This window comes from Streptomyces galbus (assembly GCF_005280195.1).
Classification (GTDB): Bacteria; Actinomycetota; Actinomycetes; order Streptomycetales; family Streptomycetaceae; genus Streptomyces; species Streptomyces galbus.
This window is the reverse complement of record NZ_SZPR01000010.1, coordinates 330,409-349,762: the sequence shown is the minus strand read 5'-3', so window position 1 is coordinate 349,762 and position 19,354 is coordinate 330,409. Positions and strand designations below refer to the sequence as shown.

Genomic DNA, 19,354 nt, shown 5'->3' with positions numbered 1-19,354 from the left:
GCGATGGCGCTGGGAGTGTGGAAGGTCCCGGCCGCGGTGGCCGCCGGGCTGCTGCCGGCCGGTCCGCGGCTGCTGGAGCGCGGCGGCTCGCCCGTCGCCGACCTGGCCGCGGGCGCCGTGGGCGTCGCCGCGGGCGCGGCGGCCGGCGCCGTACGGGCCGGCGCGCGCGGGGTGGACACCGCGGCGCGGGTCGGCCGGGTGACCCGCCACGCGGTGACGGGCGCCCGCGGCGCCTGGCGTTCCGGCCGCCGCGCGCACCTCGCCCTGCGGCCTACCTCGGGCGAACAGGTCGACCGGCTGGGCGGCCTGGAGCACGCGGCGCGCCGGGTGGCACGCCTCCTGGCCGAGCGGCCGGACGTCGCCTACGCCTACTGGGACGGCGGGCTGGGCCGGCTGGTGCTGGCCGCGACCGAGGACGCCGTCGCCGACCGGGTGCTCGACCGGGCGACCGAACTCGCCGAACGGCACGGGCTCGGACCGAGCGACGACGCGGTGGAGGAGTTCCCCCACCCAGGCGACCCGGCCGGGGTGCGCAACGCCACCGCCGCCCTGCTGACCGACCTGGCGGGCACCGCGGCCGGGATGGGCGCCTACGCCCTGCGCCTGCCGCCCTCACCGCGCCTGGTCACGGCGGCGGTCACGCTGCTGCGTGAGAACCCCCGCTTCCGCGGGCTGCTGAACCGGCGCCTCGGCCGCTCCCGCACCGACCTGCTGCTCGCCGCGGCCAACGCCACCGCGCACGCGGCGGGGCAGACGCCGACGGCCCTCGTCCTGGACGGCGCGCTGCGGGGCCTCCAGCTCGCCGAGACCGTCGCCCGCGCCGCGGCCTTCGACGCGGCCCACGACCGGCTGTGCGCGCCGGATCGCGGCCGCGCCGCCACCGGGGCCGTGCCGCGGCCGCCGTTGCGGCCCGCCCCGGCCCAGGAGTACGCCACCAACGCGGGCACCGGCAGCGTGCTGGGCGCCGCGGCGACCCTGCTGATCAAGCACGACGCGAACGAGGCGGCCGAGGCCGTGCTCGCCGGTTCCCCCAAGGCGGCCCGCTACGGCCCGGCCGCGTTCAACGCGGTCCTGTGCTGTGCGCTGGCCCGCGCGGGCGTGGTGGTGCGTGACAGCGAGCGGCTGCGCCAGCTCGAGACGGTGGAGTCGGTGCTGCTCCACCCCAGTGCGCTGCGCGCACCGGGCGGCGGTGTCGACGCCTGGGCCGAGGCCGTGCTGGACGCGGCGCGCGGCGCCGGGCTGCGGGTGGTCATGGTGGACGACCCGGCCCTCGCCGACTTCACCGTCCTCGCGGACCACGTGGTGCCCGCGGACCGGCCCCTGACCGAGGAGGTCGCCTCGCTGCGCCGCCGCGGCGGTGTCCTCACCGTGGCCCGCCCCCTCCCGGCGCCCGCGCACGACGGCGCGGCGTCCGACCCCGGCTCGGCCCACGACGCCGGGACGGCGCGCGACCCCGGCAGTCCCGCGCACGGCGACGAAGGGCCCCCGGACACCACCGGTGCGCAGACACCCGGCGACGGCGGTTCCGCCCACGACGGTCCCGCCCAGGACACCGACGGCGTCGGTGGCGCGGACGCCGCGACCGCCCCGGAGGACGCCCCGGACGACGTCCTGGCCGGCCTGCTGGCCGGTGACGTGGCCGTGGCGACGGCGAACGGCGACGCCGCGGTCGCCTGGGCCGCCGACGTGATCGCCCCCGGCGGGCTCCCCGACGTCTGGCGGCTGCTGCGGGCCGTACCCGCCGCGAAGGCCGTGAGCGGCCGGGCCCAGACGCTGGCCAAGTCCGGCGCCGCGCTGTCGGGACTGCTGGTGGCCGTGGGCGATGCCGGCCGCGGCGGACGCCGCACCCCGCTCCCCGGTCTGCGCCACGCGCCCGTGGACGTGGCCACCGCGGCTGCCCTGCTGGGCGGTGCGCGGAGCGCCCTCGGTGTGGCGCTGGCCCGCTCCCCGCACCCCCGGGAGCGCGTCGCCTGGCACGACCTGCACCCCGACGACGTACGCGAAAAGCTGGCGCGGCGTCCGCAGGAGCAGCCCGGTCTGTCCGAGCAGGCCGCCTCCCGCGTCCAGGCCGCCGCCGGGCGCGCCGGACGCGTCCCCGCGCTGAAGCCGCTGGGCTGGACGGTCCAGTTGGCCCGGGCGGTGCGCCACGAGCTGGACGATCCGCTCACGCCGGTGCTGGCGGTGGGCTCGGCCGCCGAGGCGGTCCTCGGCTCGGCCGCGGACGCCCTGCTGGTCGTCGGCGCGCTCGACCTGAACGCCCTGGTGGGCGGCGTCCAGCGGCTGCGGGCCGAACGCGCGGTGGCCGCGCTGCTCCAGGAGCACCGGCAGAAGGCCCGGATCGCCGCCGAGGACACGGACGGCGACGGACCGCGGACCGTCGACGCGGCCAAGCTGCACCCGGGTGACGTGATCGAGCTGCAGGCGGACGACGTGGTGCCCGCCGACGCGCGCCTGTTGTGGGCGGACGGGCTGGAGGTCGACGAGTCGGCGCTCACCGGCGAGTCGCTGCCCGTGGACAAGCAGACCGAGCCGACGCCGCGGGCCTCCGTCGCCGACCGCCGCTGCATGGTGTTCGAGGGCACCACGGTGGTGGCGGGCCACGCGCGCGCGGTGGTCGTGGAGACCGGCGACCGCACCGAGGCGTCGCGCGCCGTCCACCTGGCGGCGCGCAGACCCCCGGCCGCCGGTGTCCAGGCCCGGCTGCAGGAACTCACCCGCAAAGCCCTGCCGTTGACGCTCGCCGGGGGCGCCGCCGTGACCGGTCTGGCGCTGCTGCGCGGCACGCCCCTGCGCCAGGCGGTGAGCGGCGGCGTCGCGGTGGCCGTGGCCGCGGTGCCCGAGGGGCTGCCGCTGGTGGCGACGGTCGCCCAGCTCGCGGCGGCCCGCCGGCTCAGCCGGCGCGGGGTGCTGGTGCGCGCGCCGCGCACCCTGGAGGCGCTGGGCCGCATGGACACCGTGTGCTTCGACAAGACCGGCACCCTCACCGAGAACCGGCTGCGGCTGGTCCGTGTCACCGAGGCCGACGGCACGGTCCACGACCGGGACCGGGCGGCGGACAGCCACACCCTCACCGTCGCGGCGCGGGCCTGCCCCCGCACGAACGGCGGCTCCGACCGCCCGGTGCACGCCACCGACGAGGCGGTGCTGGAGGCGGCCCCGGACGACCCGGAGTGGACCCAGACGGAGGGCCTGCCCTTCGAGGCGGCCCGGGGCTACGCGGCTGCCGTGGGCCACGCCGCCGACGGCGCGCGCACCCTGGTGGTCAAGGGCGCCCCGGAGAACGTCCTGCCGGCCTGCACGACCGGCGCCGACGAGGCGGACGACACCGCGCACCGGCTCGCCGGGAACGGGCTGCGGGTGCTGGCGGTCGCCGAACGCCGCCTGCGCGACGGCGAGACGGACGCCGGTGTCCTCGAAGGACCGCTGGCGGAGCTGGAGTTCACCGGGCTAGTGGCGCTCGCCGACGTGGCCCGCGAGACCTCCCCCGAGCTGGTGCGGTCCCTCGAAGAGGCGGGCGTGCGGCCGGTGATGCTCACCGGCGACCACCCGCAGACCGCGCGGGCGATCGCCGTGGAACTGGGCTGGCCCGAGGACACCGTCGTGGTCACCGGCGACGAGCTGGCGTCGGCCGACCGCTCGGAGCGCGCCGGCATCCTGCGCGACGCCGGGGTGGTCGCCCGGGTCGCGCCGGAGCAGAAGCTCCAGGTCGTCGAGGCCCTGCGGGACGCCGGCCGGGTGGTCGGCATGGTGGGCGACGGCGCCAACGACGCGGCCGCGATCCGGGCCGCCGACGTCGGCGTCGGCCTCAACGCGCGCGGCTCGGCGGCCGCCCGCAACGCCGCCGACATCGTGCTGACCGACGACGACATGCGGGTGCTCGTCGAGGCCGTCCACGAGGGCCGCGCCCTGTGGCACAGCGTCGCCGACGCCATCGCCATCCTGATCGGCGGCAACGCCGGTGAGGTGGGCTTCGGCATCGTCGGCACGCTGCTGGGGCGCAGGGCGCCGCTGTCCACGCGGCAGATGCTGCTGGTGAACCTGTTCACGGACCTGTTCCCGGCGATGGCCGTGGCGGTCACCCCGGTGCCGCGGGCGACCGAGGAGACGGACGGCCCGCTGGGCACGTCGCTGCTGGGCGCGCCGCTTATCGAGCAGATCCGGCACCGGGCGCTGACGACCTGTCTGGGCGCCGTCGCCGCCTGGCTGTTCGGCCGCTTCACCCCGGGCACGGAGCGCCGGTCGACCACGATGGCGCTGTGCGCGGTGGTCGGCACGCAGTTGGCGCAGACCCTGGCCGACCGCCGCGAGAGCGGGCTGGTGCGGGTGACCGTGCTGGGCTCGGCGGTCGCCCTGGTGCTGCTGGTGCAGACGCCCGGCGCGAGCCGGCTCTTCGGGTGCACCCCGCTCGGGCCGCTCGCCTGGGCCGGGGTGTGCGGCTCCATCGCCCTCGCCCTCGTGGGCCAGCGGACCCTGCCCCGCCTGGAGGAGGCGGTGCTGCGGCTGAAGCGGTGAGGGGCGTGACAGAGCTGGTGGCACGGCCAGGAGCCGTACGCGCGCCGGCACTGACGACAGGCGCGAGGGCCGCCGCGCGACTCGCTGCGGCGGCCCCCGGCCCGTGTCACACCGACCGGTGGTACTGGTCCGGCACCCGGACCTCCCCGCCGAGCGCCCGGGCGGCGTGCCGGGCCCAGGACGGGTCGCGCAGCAGCTCGCGGCCGAGGAGGACCGCGTCGGCCTCACCGTTGGCGACGATCTTCTCGGCCTGCTCGGGGTCGGTGATCAGGCCGACGGCCGCGACCGGCATCGGTGTCTCGGCCTTGACCCGGGCGGCGAAGGGGACCTGGTAGCCGGGTCCCGTGGGGATGTGGACCCCGGAGGCGTTGCCGCCGGTGGAGACGTCCACGAGGTCGACGCCGTGGGCGTGCAGGTCCCGCGCCAGGCGCACGGTGTCGTCCGCCGTCCAGCCGTTCTCCTCCAGCCAGTCGGTGGCGGAGACCCGGAAGAACAGGGGCTTGTCCTCGGGCCAGACGGCGCGCACGGCGTCGACGACCTCCAGGGCGAAGCGGGCGCGGTTCTCGAAGGAGCCGCCGTAGGCGTCGGTGCGGTGGTTGCTGTGCGGCGAGAGGAACTCGTGGATGAGGTAGCCGTGGGCGCCGTGGAGCTCCACCGCCTCGAACCCGGCGGCGAGCGCCCGCCGGGCCGCGTCCGCGAACTGCTGGACCACCTCGGCGATCTGAGCCGTCGTCAGCTCAGCGGGCACCGGGTGGCGTTCGTCGAAGGCGACCGCGCTCGGCGCGACCGGCTGCCACCCGCCCTCCGCCGGCGTCAGCGGGGCCCCGCCCTTCCACGGCCGCTCGGTCGATGCCTTGCGGCCGGCGTGGGCGAGCTGAACGGCCGGTACGGTGCCCTGTTCCGTCAGGAACCGGGTGATCCGGCGGAGGCCCTCGGCCTGGGCGTCGTTCCACAGGCCGAGGTCGTACGGCGAGATGCGCCCCTCGGGGCTGACGGCGGTGGCCTCGACCACGATCAGGCCGGTGCCGCCGGTCGCCCGGGCTCCGTAGTGCGTGAAGTGCCAGTCGGTGGGGACGCCCGCCGCTGGGCCCTCGGGTGCGGCCGAGTACTGGCACATGGGAGGCATCCACACGCGGTTCGGGATCGTCACGTCGCGCAGCGTCCAGGGCTCGAAGAGCGCACTCACGGCCAACTCCGTTCGTCAGGGTGCCGGTGTCAGGTCGTACGGTACTCGTCGTACTACGGGAGATGTCAAACTACGACGGACCTCGTACCATGGGGACCCCCGAAGAAAGTGGAGCCACCGTGACCACCGCAGCGCCCGCACCCGTCCCCGCCTCAGGCGGCCGTGACCTCCCGCACCCGGCGACCGGGGAGATCCGGCTGGAGTCGGTGCTGCACGCCCTCTCGGACCCGATGCGGCTGCGGATCGTGCGGGAGCTCGCCGCCGAGGGCGACGAGCTGTCCTGTTCGCAGTTCGGCCTGCCGGTGACCAAGTCGACGACCACGCACCACTTCCGGGTCCTGCGCGAGGCGGGCGTGATCCGCCAGGTCTACCGGGGCACGGCGAAGATGAACGGACTGCGCAAGGACGACCTGGACGACCTCTTCCCCGGCCTGCTCGACGGCGTCCTCGCCGCCGCCGACCGTCAGGCCCTGCGCCTCGGGGACGGCTGAACGCTCCTGCAGGCCGTCGGCCGAACGGGACGCGGCACGTCGGCGGCGGCCATGACGGCCCGGGACCTCAGTCGTGCCGACGAAGCCGGTCCGCCGCCGCTGCCGCCTCGCGCAGTGCCGCCCGGTCCGGCAGCTTCACGGGGCCGCCCCGCCCCAGCGCGGCCCCGAGCGCCGCCTCGGCGCGCTCGATGGCCAGCCAGCCGCTCCACTCCACCGGCTCGGCCCCCGCCGCCCGCAGCAACGGCAGGGGATCGGCCGGCACCTCCCGGCGGGCGAGCGCCGGGGCGTCCGCGAGCAGCGAGGCGATCGTCTCCTTGGCGCACGGCCGGTTGGTGCCGATGACGCCGGTGGGCCCGCGCTTGATCCAGCCGGCCACGTACTCGCCCGGCGCCACCGCCACCCCGCGCAGCACGCGTCCCGCCCGGTGCGGCACGGTGCCGCGGGCCGGGTCGAACGGCAACCCCTCCAGCGCCACTCCGCGGTAGCCCACCGACCGGAGCACCAACTGGGCCTCGATCTCCTCGAACCGGCCCGTGCCGGTCACCCCGCCGTGCCCGTCCGGCGCCGTCCGCTCGAACCGCACGGCGCCCACCCGCCCGCCCCGGGCGAGGAGTTCGACCGGCCGCAGGAAGAACCGCAGCCGGATGTGCCGCCGCACCGCTCCCGGCGGCCGTGCGGCCCAGTCCCGCAGCACCTCGACGTTGCGCCGCTGCGCCGCGGGCAGCCCCGAGGGGTCGGCGGCATCGGGGTCGAGCGCCAACTCGGCCGCGTCCACCGTGGGTTCGGTGTCCGGCAGGGACCCCAGCTCACGCAGCTCCTTCGTGGTGAAGCGGGCCTGCGACGGGCCGCGCCGCCCCACCATGTGCACCGTGTCGACCCGGCTCGCGCCGAGCGCGGCCAGCGCGGCCTGCGGCATGTCGGTGGCGCTCAGCTCGGCCGTGCCCCGGGCCAGGATCCGGGTGACGTCCACCGCGACGTTTCCCACCCCGACGACCACCGCCGACCGGGCGTCCCGCAGGAAGCCGCCCGCGACCGCGTCCGGGTGGGCGCTGTACCAGGACACGAACTCGGTCGCCGACCAGCTTCCCGGCAGGTCCTCACCGGGGACCCCCAGCCGCCGGTCGGCCGCCGCGCCCACGCAGTACACCACCGCGTGGTACAGCTCGCGCAGCCGGGCCACGGGCACCCCGCCCGCGCCCACCTCGACCCCGCCGAGGAAGCGCACCCGCTCCTCCTCCAGCACCGTGCGCAGCGTGTGCTGGAGGGACTTGATCTTCTCGTGGTCCGGGGCGACGCCGTAGCGCACCAGCCCGTAGGGGCACGGCAGCCGGTCCAGGACGTCGACGCGCACCTCGGGGTCCTGCTGGAGCAGACTCTGGGCGGTGTAGACCCCGCTCGGCCCGGAGCCGACCACGGCGACTCGCATGCCCCCAGCATCGCACCGCGGGCGCCCCGCCGACAGGGGGCCGCAGGCACCGCTCGCACGCGTCACCCGGTCGGCGCAGGCGGGCTGAGCGGCGCCGCACCGCCCGCTTCGCACGCGCCGATCCCGGTCCCGGGCCTCAGCGCATCGCCAGCATCCGCTGGATCTCGGTCGTCTGCTGGGCGACCACGTCGTCCGCCATCTCCTCGATCCGCAGGTTGTTGCCCTGCGCCTTGACGTCCGTGGCCATCGAGATCGCGCCCTGGTGGTGGGTGATCATCAGGGTCAGGAACAGCCGGTCGAACGCCGCACCCCGCGCCGCCCGCAACTGCGCCAGCTGCGCCTCGGTCGCCATCCCCGGCATCGCCGCGTGGTCGTGCCGTCCGGCCGTCCCGTCCTTGCGGTAGGACGTCAGCCAGCCGCGCATCGACGTGATCTCCGGCCCCTGCGCGGCGGCGATCCGGGAGGCCAGCCGCTTGACGTCGCCCGACGCGGCGCGGTCGGGGACGAGCGCGGCCATGTCCAGCGCCTGCTGGTGGTGGACGATCATCATCCGCGCGTACGCCACGTCGGCCGCGTTGGGGGAGTCGTCCTCGGCGCGCTGCCGCGCCGCGTCCTGGGCGGAGAGCGTGCGGTTCCCCTCACCGGGCGCGCCCGGGACGATCACTGAGGGGCCGCTCCCGCCGGCCGGCTCCGGACCGGCGTCCGACCCGGAGTCGCAGCCCGCGAGGGCCAGGGTCAGGGTGGCGGTGACGACCAGCGACGCACGGCGGAAGAGCACAACGACCTCCTGGAACGACCGACTTGGTGATCCGTCAGGACCCGTAGTTGTCCTGTGTGTCACCTGTCGAAAAGTTGTGGCATGAACGCGTTGCCATCTGTTGGCTTGAGCATGACTAAGACCATACTTCGGGGGACCGTGATCCGTTCCCCGTGAACGGCAACGAGGGAGGAAGCAGTGACCCTGTTGAACGCATCCCGAACGCGGCACAGACGACTGGGAGTCGGGGCGGCCGCCGCGGGCCTCGTGGCCGCCCTGCTCACCGCCACCCCGGCGGGCGCCACCCCCGACCCGGGGGACGCGCCCACCGCCGACAAGGCGGTGTCCGCCCGGGCGCAGGCCGACGCGGCCGAGGCGATCGCGGCCGGCGAGATACCCGGCCAGGACGAGATCGTCCACTCCGCCAACCTCCAGCACCTCGTCAACATCCCCAAGGACGCCCTCGCCGGCACCAACTCCGACCTCGCCTTCCAGGGCCGGTACGCGTTCGCCGGCAACTACGACGGCTTCCGCGTCTTCGACATCAGCAACCCGAAGGCGCCCAGGACGGTCGCGCAGGTGCTGTGTCCTGGCTCGCAGAACGACGTCTCCGTCTCCGGCGACCTCCTCTTCCTGTCCACCGACTCCTCGCGCAGCGACAGCAGTTGCAACAGCACCACACAGCCCGCGACGGAGAAGTCCTCCTGGGAGGGCATGAAGGTCTTCGACATCAGCGACGTGCGCAACCCGAAGTACGTCGCCGCCGTCGAGACCGCGTGCGGCTCGCACACCCACACCCTGGTGCCCGAGCGGAAGAACGTGTACATCTACGTCTCCTCCTACTCGCCCAGCGCCAGCTACCCCGACTGCCAGCCGCCGCACGACGGCATCTCCGTCATCAAGGTGCCGCGCAAGGCGCCCGAGCAGGCGGCCGTGGTGAACTTCCCCGTCCTGTTCCCCGGTGAGGGCCCGGACGGCGGCGGCAACCCCGGCGCGCCCACCAACCCCGGTGTCTCCAAGACGACCGGCTGCCACGACATCACCGTGCTGCCGGAGCAGGATCTCGCGGCGGGCGCCTGCATGGGCGACGGCATCCTGTTCTCCGTCAAGGACCCGGAACACCCCAAGGTGATCGACCGGGTGCAGGACAACGTCAACTTCGCCTTCTGGCACTCGGCGACCTTCAACCAGAAGGCGAACAAGGTCGTCTTCACCGACGAGCTGGGCGGCGGCGGAGCCGCCACCTGCAACGCCGCCATCGGCCCGGACCGCGGCGCCGACGGCATCTACGACATCGTCGGCAAGGGCGACAAGCGCAAGCTGGTCTTCCGCGGCTACTACAAGATCCCGCGCCACCAGGCCGACACGGAGAACTGCGTGGCCCACAACGGCTCGCTGATCCCGGTGAAGGGCCGCGACATCATGGTCCAGGCCTGGTACCAGGGCGGCGTCTCCGTCTGGGAGTTCACCGACTCCGCGCACCCGAAGGAGATCGCCTACTTCGAGCGCGGCCCGCTGAGCACCGACGCGCTCACCGTCGGCGGCTCCTGGTCGGCGTACTACTACAACGGCTACATCTACTCGAACGACATCGCCAAGGGCTTCGACGTCCTGAAGCTCACCGACCGCCGCACCGACCCGGCCCAGCGCGTCCGGCTGCCCGAGCTCAACGTCCAGACGCAGCCCGACTACTTCGACTGAGCCCCCGGCCGCGGCTGCTCCTCGGGCCGCGTGCCGGTCGAGAAGTACCGCGACATGTCCGTCTCGCACGTCCCGCCGGGCGCCCCACCGTCCGGCGGGGCGCCCAACTCCCAGTCCAGCCCGTAGCGCCGGAACAGCTCCGCGCGCATCGTCGCGAACGACATCGGCACATTGGGCAGGACCATCGCGAACACCGCGCCCATCAGCAGCGAGCGCATCATCGGGTAGTCGGCGTCGACGTCCCGCGAGCCGTGCCGCGCCACCGTCTCGCGCAGCAGCTCCGCCAGCCGCCGCTGCTCCGGGCACTGCACGAACCCCTCCGTGTCCAGCAGCCCCGCCATGTGCTGGCGCATCAGGACCGTGCGGTCCCGGGCCAGTCCCAGCACCGCGTCGATGGCCCGGGCCATCCGCTCCCGGCCGTCCTCGGTGCGCGGCTCGCGCTCCAGGGCTTCCTCCAGCGTGCGGTGCATCAGCCGGTGCACGGCCGACTGCACCAACTGGCGCTTGCCCGGGAAGTAGTAGGACACCAGACCGCGCGCCGACCCGGCCCGGTCGGCGATGTCGGCCAGCGTCGTGGCCTCGTAGCCGCGTTCGCCGACCAGCTCCAACGACGCCTGCAGCAGCCGCTCCCGGGAGCGCCGTCGCAATTCTTCATTGACCGATGCGCTGCGCGGGGACATGCTGGACTCCTGCGTTGATTGGCTGCCAGCCAATATACTCATCGCAGGCCGGTCGGCCCCCTGGGGTGCACGACCGCGTTCCGCCTCGGGCGACACGGGGGATCGTCCGAGGCGGACACCTTCCACCCCGAAGGTTCGCTCAGGCTACTTTCGTCCCGGATCCGGCGGTCGAAGGGTCGCCGCGCCGCCGTGATCTCCCTAGGCTGGGCTCGACGCCGAGCGCGGAGAAGGTGAGCGGACATGGAGCAGGAGCAGGACCGCCGGATCCTGTCGAGGATCTCGGAGATGGTCGAGGACGAGCATCGGCTCCGGTCGGACCTCGCCGCCGGGCGCATCGACGGCGACACCGAGCGGCAGCGGCTGGCCGAGCTGGAGCGCGCGCTCGACCAGTGCTGGGACCTGCTGCGCCAGCGGCGCGCCAAGAGCGAGTACGGGGAGAACCCCGACGACGCCCAGGTGCGCCCCTCGTCGCAGGTGGAGGGCTACCGGGCCTGAGCGGCGCCCGACCGGGGACCGCCGCGCGCCCGGCGGCGCGCCGTGGGCGGACGGCCGCCCGGACTCAGCCGAGCGCCGCCGCCAGGTCCGGCACGGGGCGCAGGGCGTCCGGCCGCAGCCGGGCGGGCAGGTGGTCCACGAAGTGCACCGCACAGCCCAGCGCCGCCGCGCCGCCGTCCGCCCGCCGGTTGTCGCCCACCATCAGCGTGCGCCGCGGGTCCGCGCCCAGCGCGTCACAGGCCACCTGGAACAGCCGCGGATCCGGCTTCTGCACGCCGTGCTCGTACGACAGCACGTAGGCGTCCACGCACGCGTCCAGGCCGTGCGCGCGGAACACGGGACGCAGGTCCCAGCCGATGTTGCTCACCACGCCGACGCGGACGCCGCGGTCCACGAGCGTCCGCAGCACCTCGGCGGCGTCCGGGTACGGCTCCCAGGCGGCCGGGCTCATGTGCCGCTCGTACAGGGCGTCGTAGAGCGCCGGGTCGGACAGCGGCACCCGGCGGGCGAGCCCGGTGTACGCCGCCCGGTGCAGCGCCGCGCTCTCGTCGCGCCGGCGCCACAGCTCGGCCAGTTCCTGCGGCACCCCCTGCGGGGCCGCGCCCCCGGGCAGCGCCCCGGCCGCCTCCAACGCCCGTGCAGTCTCCTGCAGTTCCGCGTCCGGGAGGGCCGCGCCGGCCTCGTCCAGGGTGGCCCGCAGCCAGGAGTCGGCGGACTCGATGCGGAACAGCGTGCCGGAGAAGTCGAACAGGACGGTCGCCATGGCGCCGATCCTAGATCGCGCGCGGGGTCCGCTGTCCGGCGCCCGCGGATGTCACGCCCGGGGCGGTCGCACCGGCTGCCACCGGTGGTGCGCGGTGATCGCCGCCGCCACCAGGGCCGCGCCCAGCAGCCAGCCGCCGAGCACGTCCGAGGGCCAGTGGACGCCGAGCCACACACGGGTCAGGCCGACGCCGGCCACCGAGACGGCCGCCAGCGCCACCGCCGTACGCCACAGGGCCCTCGGCGGGTCGGCGCGGTGCAGGAGCCACAGGAGCAGGCCGCAGACCACCGCCGCGGTCAGGGCGTGCCCCGACGGGTACGCCTGGAAGTGGGCGGAGTCGACCGGGTCCGGCCACCGCGGCCGCGGGCGGCCGACCGCGGCCTTCAGGCCCTGCTGCACCACGGTGCCGAGCGCCGACACGGCCACCAGCCAGCAGGCCGTCCACCAGGCCCCGCGCCGCCACACCAGCCACACCGCCACCGTCGCGCCCAGCAGCCGCATCGTCGTCGGGTCCCACACCCAGTCCGACAGGATCCGGAAGGCGTGGGTGACGCCCGGCTCGTCGACCGCCCAGCGGTGCGCGGTGCGGGAAACGGCTCCGTCGACGGACATCAGCGGCTCCCATCTGACGGCCACCAGCACCAGCAGCACCAGCGAGCACAGCGTCAGCAGCAGCGTGGCGCGGACGGCCGTACGGGGCACGGGCGGACGGGGCGGGGCGTCGACGGACGGGGTGCTCATGGAGCGATCCTCGCCGAACCACGGGGCGGGAGGCCAACCCCGGGGCGGCGATCCGCGCCGTCACGCGTCCCGGGCCTCCTGGCCGGCCGGCTCCAGGGCCGGCCCCGCCAGCGTCCAGCCCGCCGCGGCCACCTCCGCGTGCACCTCGCCCCGGGTCACCGGCTCGCCGCAGTGCGCGCAGACCGGACGCACGCTGAGGTCGTGGTCGTGGTGGCGCAGCCTCATCGGCGGGGAGGTGGTCAGCCAGCGGTCGCCCCAGCGCAGCAGTTCGCGGATGACGCCGAGCAGGTCGCGGCCGGCCTCGGTCAGGTAGTAGCCGTCGTGGCGCGGGTCGTCGGGCAGCGGGCGCCGCTCCAGGACGCCGTCGGCGACCAGGCTCTTCAGCCGGGCGGACAGGCGGTCCGTGGGGGCGCCGGTGTTCCTGGCGATCTGGCGGAACCGGTGGTTGCCGAAGGTGACCTCGCGGACGGCCAGCAGCGACCAGCGGTCGCCGACGACCTGCAGGGCGGCGGCGATCGAGCAGGGGCGGCCGGGGACCTCGTACGGATCGGTGCGGTGTGTGGTCACGCTCCGAGTATCGCGCGTGGGCTTTGGATGTCAAAGCTCGGGCAAGAGCGGGACGCCGGCTCTCGCATACGGTTTGAATCTCAAACCACATCGTGCTTCGCTGACCCCATGACCTCATCGGTTTGGATTTCAAATCAGCGTGTGGCGTCGATCGTCATCCTCCTGGCCGTCTTCATGACGAACCTCGATCTGTGGATCGTCAACGTGGCGCTGCCCGCCATCGGCTCGTCCTTCGCCTCCTCCGCCGGCGGCGCGGCCACCCTCAGCTCCCTGTCGTGGGTGCTCAACGCCTACGCCATCGCCCTCGCGGCCCTCCTCGTCGTGGCGGGGCGCCTGGGCGACCGGATAGGACAGCGGCCGGTGTTCCTCGCGGGCGTCACCCTCTTCACCCTCGCCTCCCTCGCCTGTGCCGTGGCGCCGGACCTCGGCACCCTCGTGGCCGCCCGGGCCCTCCAGGCGGTCGGCGCCGCCGCCCAGTTGCCCACCTCCCTGGCACTCCTGCTGGCCTCCGTGCCGGCCGAGCACCGCACCCGCGCCACCCGCAACTGGGCCGCCGTGGGCGGGCTCGCCGCCGCCGCGGGCCCGGTCGCCGGCGGACTGCTGGTCCAGGTCGACTGGCGCTGGGTCTTCGTGATCAACGTGCCCATCGGCATCGCCACCGTGGCCGCGGGGCTGCGCGTCCTGCCCTCGACCGCACGCAGGGAGGAGGGCCGCCTGCCCGACCTGGCGGGTGCCGTGCTGATCACCCTCGCGATCGCCGCACTGTCCGGCGCCCTGGTGCAGGCACCGGACTGGGGCTGGCTGGACGCCAGGAGCCTGACGCTGTTCGTCCTCGCCCTGGCCGGCGCCGCCGCCTTCGTCCGCCGCTCGCTGCGGCACCGTCACCCGCTGTTCGAACTGCCCCTGCTGCGCCTTCCCCAGTTCGGCGCCGCGAGCGCCGGCACCTTCGCGTTCGGCATCGCCTTCGCGATCATGCTGCTGTCCAACGTCCTGTGGTGCCAGGAGATCTGGCACTGGAGCGCCCTGCGCACCGGCGTCGCCATGGTGCCCGGCCCCGCCCTGGTCCCCGTCGTCACCGTGCTCACCGCGCGCGCCGCACAGCGCCTGGGCCACGGGCCGCTGGTCACCGCGGGTGGGCTGCTCTTCGCCGCCGCCATGCTCTGGCGCACCTGCTTCGCCTCCCTCGACGCCGACTACTGGCTCGACCTGCTGCCCAGCCAGGTCCTCGGCGGTGTGGGCGTCGGCCTCACCCTCGGCACGCTGGTGGCGGCCGGCGTCAGTTCCCTGCCGGGCCACCGGGCGGCCACCGGGTCGGCCCTGGTCAACTCCGTGCGCCAGATGTCCGCCACGGTCGGCGTCGCGCTCCTCGTCGCCGTCGTCGGTACGCACGTCGGCCCGGCGCAGCAGCCGGACTTCCGTGTCGCGTGGGTGGTGGCGGCGGCGCTGAGCGTCGCCACGGCCGTCATCGGCGTACGGATCACCCGCGGCGCCCGCACACGCGAGGCCGCGCCCCCGACGCAGACGCCGGCCGCCCCCTTGACCGAAGGCGCAGCCGGTCAGTGACGGCCGGGGACGGCCTCGGTCCGTAGGCGACACCGCGGGGCCGGGCCGGCGCGCCGACCCGCGGTACGCCGGACCGGCCCGGTCGTCCAGGGCGCCGAGGCCGCGCCGCAGGACGACCGGAGGTCCGTCAGGTCGGGCCGTGGACGAGGAGCCGGGTCCGTTCACCGTCGAAGATGCCAGCCAGCACGTCGGCCTCCCACCGGTGCCCGCCGAACAGGCCCCGCCGGTCGACGTGCACGATCAGGCCCGTCGTCGGGGCGGGCCAGCCGGCCGGGCCGGCCGCGTCGCCGGTCACGAGGGCAGGCCCAGGCCCAGCACCCTGAGTGCTGGGACCAGCGTGACGAGGACGGGCAGCGCGGGGACCAGTGCGGCGGTCGCGGTGAGGCCGAGCCTGCGCGTCGCGGGGAGCCGGTCCTGGGGGGCCAGGAGGCGCCGGACGCGCTGCGGGACGTGCGTCTGGGAGGTGGGGGAGGGGCCGAACACGCCCCGGTCCTCGTTGAGTTCGACCAGGGCGAGGGCCGTGGTCAGCCGGCCGTGGCGCCGGGAGGCCACGTCGTCGGCGGCCAGTTCGACCAGGCGGTGCATCTCGTCGCGGAACGCCGCGAACACCGGCACCTGCGGGAACCCGCTCGCCAGCGCGACCGAGCAGTGCAGCAGCCAGTGGTGCCGGGCCTGCGCGTGACCCTGCTCGTGCGCCAGCACCGCGTCCAGCCGCCGCCCCTTCAGCCGGCGCAACGCGGCTGTGGTGACCACCAGTCGGGGCGCCGGTCCCGGCAGCCACCAGGCGTCGGGCCGCTCACCCTCCAGCACCACCAGCCGGCCCGCCTGCGGCTCCTCACCGGGCAACAGCGGCGCCCGCAGCCGCAGTTCGGCCTCGCGCAGGCGCAGACCCCGCCGGGCGCGGGCCACTTCGCGCACGAGCATCGCGCCGCTCCACAGCCCGGCGCAGAACAGCGCCACGGCGATCGGGGCGGCCCACGGGCCGGGCGCGCCCAGTGCGTACGCCTCCACCACCCCGGGCGGCGCGGGCGCGAACACCTGCCCGCGCACCGCCTGCCAGGCGGCCGCCGCGCAGAGGGTCATCGACAGCGCGCAGCACAGCAGCACCGCCGCCACCACGCACTGCCACGCCCACAGCGCCACCACCGGTTCACGGTCCGGCCAGTCGGCCCGGGCGAGCAGCCGGGGAGCCACGACGGCCGTCACGGCGGCGAGCAGCAGCAGGACCGCGGGGACCATCATGGGCAGCACCCTATGAGCGGCCCACCGCCCGGCGGTACGGCCTTCGAGGGCGAAGTGACGCACTCCACGGCGTCCGGTGCGCCTCGCCGTGCGGGCCGGCCGTCCTCGGGCCCGGCCGTCCTCGGGCCCGTACGGCCCGCCTCACATCGTCAGCAGCATCGCCAGCATCCCGATCCCCATGGACAGCCGGCACGCGCGTGCCAGCTCCGGCCGGTCGCCCCAGCGCGGGGCGCCGACGGCGGCAGGGCCCCCGGTGCTCGACGGCAGGCCGGTCACGGCCGCGCCCGCCGGTACCGGTATCAGCCGCGCGCCGGTGACGAGGACGTACCCCGTGAAGTAGACCAGCAGCACCCCGGTCAGCGCCGGGACGCCGGAAGCCCCGTGCACGTGGCCGTGGCCCCGGGCGGGGGAGGCGGCCATGGTGAGCGCCATGTAGATCATCGCCGCCGTGCCCACGAGGTGGTGCACGTGATGGGCGCTGCGGCGGGCCGCCCACAGGGCGCGCAGCGCCGCCGCCCCGAAGACCGCGGCGTAGACCGGCCAGGCCCAGCCCGGTGGGGCGAACACCGCGGTCGGTACGGCCATCACGGCCATCCCGAACCCCATCAGCGCCTCGCCGCCCGCGGCCCGGCGCTGCTCCTCGACGCCGCTGCGCATCCGCAGCAGGCAGTAGGTCCCGGTCACCGCGCACAGCGCCACCAGGAGCCAGCCGGGCGAAGCCGGTCCGTGCACGCGCACCTCCCCGCTCGACGGTCGCTCGTCGGTCCGCTCCAGGGATGCGATGCCCGAGGCACGCGGCGCGCACGCAAGCGCAGAGGTGTACACGGGGAGCATTCGACGGAGCACGCGCGGTGAGCAGCAGGTGAGTCGCCCGCAGGAGGCCCGCCCGCAGTAATTTCACGGGTAAAACACCTGCTAAATTGGAGGGATGTCTCCCCGCCGCTCCTCTTCCCCCGCCACCCCCCGTCGGCTCACCCTCGCGGGCGTACTGCGGCTGGGCCGGCCCTCGCCGATCTGGTTCAAGCCCGCCCTGAGCGTCGTGGTCGCGGTCGCCCCGCCGAACCTCACCCTGCTCGCGCTCGGCCGCCTCGACCTGGCGATGTACACGATGGCCGGCTCGCTGTGCGCGCTGTACGCCCACAACCGTCCGTACGCCGCCCGGGCGCGCGCCCTGGTGTGGGTGGTCCTCGGGATGGTCGCCGGGCTGGCCGGGTCGCTCGTCACCGCCTCGCTCACCGCGAACGCCGTCGTGCTCGTCACCGTCGGCGCCCTGCTGGCCGCCGCGCAGAAGACCCTGTGCGACGCGACGCGGGTGGGACCGCCCGGGAACGTGGTGCTCACCTTCATCAGCTCCGCCGCCCTCTTCGTCCCGCAGACCCTCGGTCAGATCCCCGGCCACCTGGGACTGGCCCTGGCCGCCGGTGCCTGGGCGTGGCTCGTCGGCATGGCCCCCGGCCTGCTGCGGCCGCACGGCCCCGAACGGAGGGCCGTCGCCCAGGCCCTCGCCGCGACCGCGGGGTACGTCGAGCGGTACCGGGAGGCCCCCGACGGCGCGGACGACCCCCGGCTGCGCGCTGCCCCGGCCGCCGCCGTGCAGGCCGCCTGGCAGACGCTGCTCGCCCCCGGCGCCCGCACCGACGCCACCCGCCGTGCCCTGGAGCGCCTCGTGGTCCGCGCCGAGGTCGCCCTCGCCGCCCCGGCCGACACCGCCCCGGAGCGGCTGCGCGCCTGGGCGCGCGATCTGCGCGGCACCGCGGCCGTACCGCACCCGGACGACCTGGCCGACGACGACGAGATCCTCGGCGTCGAGGCCGAACTGGCCGCCGACCGGCACCCCTGGACCGGCCGCCTCCGCCACCTCGCGCCCCTCGCCGCCCGCACCGCGCTCGGCTGCGCCCTGGCCGGCTACGCCTCCCTGGCGCTCGGCGTCGGCCGCCCGTACTGGGCCCTGGTCACCGCCGCGTCCCTCTACCAGGCCAACCTCGCCCTCACCTGGAGCCGGGCCGTGCAGCGCGTGGTCGGCAACCTGGTCGGCGTCCTCGCCTTCGCCGCACTCGTGCCGCTCGCCCACCTCCACCAGGCGGCGCTCGTCCTGTGCTGCCTCGCCCTCAACTTCGGCGCGGAGGCCCTGATCAGCCGCAACTACTGGCTGGGCAGCGTCTGCGTGACCCCGATGGCGCTGCTCATCACGGAGTTCGCCCGCCGGCAGGACTCCGGTGAGCTGATCACCGAGCGGGTCGTGGACACCGTCGTCGGCGCCCTGGTCGGCTTCGTGGCGGCGCTCGTCGTCACCGACCGGAGCGCGGGCGACCGCCTCACGCAGGCCCTGAGCACCGCCGAACGCGCCCGCGAGCGCACTGCCCGCCTGCTCGCCGAGCCCGGGCCGGCGCCCGCCGCGCTGGAGGGGGCCCGCCGGTCGCTGACCGCCGCGCTGGCCGACCTGCGCACCACCGCCGACGCCGCCTCCGGCGAGTGGTGGCAGCGCGCCCTGCCGCAGGAGAGGGTGGTGGCGGCCGAGCGGTCCGGACACCGTACGCTCGCCGCTACGGTACGGCGCCAGGGCCTGCTCCTGGCCCGGGACACGGACGGCGGAGCGGAGGACGTACGGCGATGACGGCACCCCAGGTGGCCAGGGCGGGGAGCACGGCCGGGGCGGACACGGCACGGACGGGCACCGGCACGGGTGCCGGCGAAGGCACCGGTACCCCCGCGGCCGCCCGGGACACCGTCGCCGGCGTCGTGCGGCAGTGGCGGGAGGTGCACCCCGAGCTGGACACCGGGCCCATGGAGGTCATCGGCCGGGTGAACCGCTGCGCGGCCCTCCTGCAGCAGGCCGAGGACGCCCCGCTGCGCCGGGCCGGGCTCAGCCGCGCCGAGTTCGACCTGCTCGGGGCGCTGCGCCGCACCGGGCACGAGCTGACACCCGGCGAACTGGCCCGGGAGACCTTCTCCTCGGGCGCCGCCGTCACCAAGCGCGTCAAGCAGCTCACCGAGCGCGGCCTGGTGGAGCGCCGGGGCGACACCCGTGACCGGCGCGTGGCCCACGTACGTCTCACGGAGGCGGGACGGGCCCTGGTCGACGGCATCCTGCCCGAGCAACTCGCCTACGAGAAGGCCGTGCTGTCCGCGCTGGACGGTGACCGGCAGGGGGAACTCGCGGGCCTGCTGGGCGAGTTGCTGAGCCGCCTGGAGGGCCACATGCAGGGGCTGCGGCGCTGAGCGGCGGGGCC

At 75.6% G+C, this 19,354-nt stretch carries 17 protein-coding genes; 7 read left to right on the top strand and 10 right to left on the bottom strand.

The window, feature by feature from the left end; translation table 11 throughout:
- Positions 1-3 precede the first annotated feature (3 nt).
- Positions 4-4,512: a cation-translocating P-type ATPase gene (locus tag E4U92_RS09875; protein ID WP_137299926.1), complete on the top strand. Its 4,509-nt coding sequence runs from the start codon at positions 4-6 to the stop codon at positions 4,510-4,512.
- Positions 4,513-4,618: 106 nt separating this feature from the next.
- On the opposite strand, the gene E4U92_RS09870 is transcribed toward E4U92_RS09875, so the two are convergent.
- On the bottom strand, positions 4,619-5,698 hold the full coding sequence (locus E4U92_RS09870) for an NADH:flavin oxidoreductase/NADH oxidase (RefSeq protein WP_137299925.1): 1,080 nt from the start codon (positions 5,696-5,698) through the stop codon (positions 4,619-4,621).
- Positions 5,699-5,817: 119 nt separating this feature from the next.
- On the opposite strand from E4U92_RS09870, the gene E4U92_RS09865 reads away from it, so the two are divergent.
- Positions 5,818-6,189, top strand: a complete 372-nt coding sequence (locus E4U92_RS09865; RefSeq protein ID WP_168372801.1) for an ArsR/SmtB family transcription factor — start codon at positions 5,818-5,820, stop codon at positions 6,187-6,189.
- Positions 6,190-6,256: 67 nt separating this feature from the next.
- Here E4U92_RS09865 and E4U92_RS09860 read toward each other — a convergent pair whose 3' ends face one another.
- Both E4U92_RS09860 and E4U92_RS09855 read right to left on the bottom strand, forming a co-directional pair.
- Entirely contained in the window at positions 6,257-7,615 is a 1,359-nt protein-coding gene (locus tag E4U92_RS09860; protein WP_137299923.1) for an FAD-dependent oxidoreductase, read from the bottom strand.
- Between the two features lie 136 nt (positions 7,616-7,751).
- Positions 7,752-8,393, bottom strand: coding sequence for a DUF305 domain-containing protein (locus E4U92_RS09855; protein ID WP_137299922.1), 642 nt, complete (start codon positions 8,391-8,393; stop codon positions 7,752-7,754).
- 177 nt (positions 8,394-8,570) lie between these two features.
- Between E4U92_RS09855 and E4U92_RS09850 the strand changes: the two genes are divergently transcribed.
- Positions 8,571-10,073 carry an LVIVD repeat-containing protein gene (locus tag E4U92_RS09850; RefSeq protein ID WP_137299921.1) on the top strand — a complete coding sequence of 501 codons (1,503 nt, stop codon included), beginning with the start codon at positions 8,571-8,573 and terminating at the stop codon, positions 10,071-10,073.
- On the opposite strand, the gene E4U92_RS09845 is transcribed toward E4U92_RS09850, so the two are convergent.
- Positions 10,061-10,753 carry a TetR/AcrR family transcriptional regulator gene (locus E4U92_RS09845; RefSeq protein ID WP_137299920.1) on the bottom strand — a complete coding sequence of 231 codons (693 nt, stop codon included), beginning with the start codon at positions 10,751-10,753 and terminating at the stop codon, positions 10,061-10,063. The genes E4U92_RS09850 and E4U92_RS09845 overlap by 13 nt on opposite strands.
- Positions 10,754-10,993: 240 nt before the next feature.
- On the opposite strand from E4U92_RS09845, the gene E4U92_RS09840 reads away from it, so the two are divergent.
- Positions 10,994-11,248 (top strand): DUF2630 family protein, encoded by a 255-nt coding sequence (locus E4U92_RS09840; RefSeq protein WP_137299919.1) that lies wholly within the window; start codon positions 10,994-10,996, stop codon positions 11,246-11,248.
- A 64-nt stretch (positions 11,249-11,312) separates the two neighbouring features.
- On the opposite strand, the gene E4U92_RS09835 is transcribed toward E4U92_RS09840, so the two are convergent.
- From E4U92_RS09835 to E4U92_RS09825, 3 genes are read right to left on the bottom strand one after another with little or no spacing between them, the layout of a single operon-like run.
- On the bottom strand, positions 11,313-12,011 hold the full coding sequence (locus E4U92_RS09835; RefSeq protein WP_137299918.1) for an HAD family hydrolase: 699 nt from the start codon (positions 12,009-12,011) through the stop codon (positions 11,313-11,315).
- A 51-nt stretch (positions 12,012-12,062) separates the two neighbouring features.
- On the bottom strand, positions 12,063-12,752 hold the full coding sequence (locus E4U92_RS09830; protein ID WP_137299917.1) for a phosphatase PAP2 family protein: 690 nt from the start codon (positions 12,750-12,752) through the stop codon (positions 12,063-12,065).
- Positions 12,753-12,812: 60 nt separating this feature from the next.
- Positions 12,813-13,319 carry a winged helix-turn-helix transcriptional regulator gene (locus tag E4U92_RS09825; protein ID WP_137299916.1) on the bottom strand — a complete coding sequence of 169 codons (507 nt, stop codon included), beginning with the start codon at positions 13,317-13,319 and terminating at the stop codon, positions 12,813-12,815.
- 27 nt (positions 13,320-13,346) lie between these two features.
- Here E4U92_RS09825 and E4U92_RS09820 point away from each other — a divergent pair, with 27 nt between their 5' ends.
- Complete coding sequence (locus E4U92_RS09820) at positions 13,347-14,882, top strand: DHA2 family efflux MFS transporter permease subunit (RefSeq protein ID WP_137299915.1); 1,536 nt, start codon at positions 13,347-13,349, stop codon at positions 14,880-14,882.
- Positions 14,883-15,009: 127 nt separating this feature from the next.
- On the opposite strand, the gene E4U92_RS35860 is transcribed toward E4U92_RS09820, so the two are convergent.
- The 3 genes from E4U92_RS35860 to E4U92_RS09810 form a co-directional block, all read right to left on the bottom strand.
- Entirely contained in the window at positions 15,010-15,177 is a 168-nt protein-coding gene (locus tag E4U92_RS35860; protein WP_168725069.1) for a hypothetical protein, read from the bottom strand.
- Positions 15,174-16,124 carry a M56 family metallopeptidase gene (locus E4U92_RS09815; protein WP_137299914.1) on the bottom strand — a complete coding sequence of 317 codons (951 nt, stop codon included), beginning with the start codon at positions 16,122-16,124 and terminating at the stop codon, positions 15,174-15,176. Before E4U92_RS09815 ends, E4U92_RS35860 begins: the two co-directional genes overlap by 4 nt.
- Before the next feature lie 141 nt (positions 16,125-16,265).
- Positions 16,266-16,856, bottom strand: a complete 591-nt coding sequence (locus E4U92_RS09810) for a DUF5134 domain-containing protein (protein WP_137299913.1) — start codon at positions 16,854-16,856, stop codon at positions 16,266-16,268.
- Positions 16,857-17,052: 196 nt separating this feature from the next.
- Here E4U92_RS09810 and E4U92_RS09805 point away from each other — a divergent pair, with 196 nt between their 5' ends.
- Both E4U92_RS09805 and E4U92_RS09800 read left to right on the top strand, forming a co-directional pair.
- Positions 17,053-18,738, top strand: a complete 1,686-nt coding sequence (locus tag E4U92_RS09805; protein ID WP_137299912.1) for an FUSC family protein — start codon at positions 17,053-17,055, stop codon at positions 18,736-18,738.
- The gene (locus E4U92_RS09800; RefSeq protein ID WP_137299911.1) at positions 18,735-19,343 is read left to right on the top strand and encodes a MarR family winged helix-turn-helix transcriptional regulator; all 609 of its coding nucleotides are present in this window, start codon (positions 18,735-18,737) and stop codon (positions 19,341-19,343) included. Before E4U92_RS09805 ends, E4U92_RS09800 begins: the two co-directional genes overlap by 4 nt.
- The last annotated feature ends 11 nt before the right edge of the window (positions 19,344-19,354 follow it).

Bases quoted from the DNA above. Each gene is read 5' to 3' on its own strand.
- E4U92_RS09875 (WP_137299926.1), top strand. From the start codon at position 4: ATGGCGCTGGGAGTGTGGAAGGTCCCGGCCGCGGTGGCCGCCGGGCTG.
- E4U92_RS09860 (WP_137299923.1), bottom strand. From the start codon at position 7,615: ATGCGAGTCGCCGTGGTCGGCTCCGGGCCGAGCGGGGTCTACACCGCC.
- E4U92_RS09845 (WP_137299920.1), bottom strand. From the start codon at position 10,753: ATGTCCCCGCGCAGCGCATCGGTCAATGAAGAATTGCGACGGCGCTCC.
- E4U92_RS09840 (WP_137299919.1), top strand. From the start codon at position 10,994: ATGGAGCAGGAGCAGGACCGCCGGATCCTGTCGAGGATCTCGGAGATG.
- E4U92_RS09835 (WP_137299918.1), bottom strand. From the start codon at position 12,011: ATGGCGACCGTCCTGTTCGACTTCTCCGGCACGCTGTTCCGCATCGAG.
- E4U92_RS09830 (WP_137299917.1), bottom strand. From the start codon at position 12,752: ATGAGCACCCCGTCCGTCGACGCCCCGCCCCGTCCGCCCGTGCCCCGT.
- E4U92_RS09820 (WP_137299915.1), top strand. From the start codon at position 13,347: ATGTCAAAGCTCGGGCAAGAGCGGGACGCCGGCTCTCGCATACGGTTT.
- E4U92_RS09815 (WP_137299914.1), bottom strand. From the start codon at position 16,124: ATGATGGTCCCCGCGGTCCTGCTGCTGCTCGCCGCCGTGACGGCCGTC.
- E4U92_RS09805 (WP_137299912.1), top strand. From the start codon at position 17,053: ATGTCTCCCCGCCGCTCCTCTTCCCCCGCCACCCCCCGTCGGCTCACC.
- E4U92_RS09800 (WP_137299911.1), top strand. From the start codon at position 18,735: ATGACGGCACCCCAGGTGGCCAGGGCGGGGAGCACGGCCGGGGCGGAC.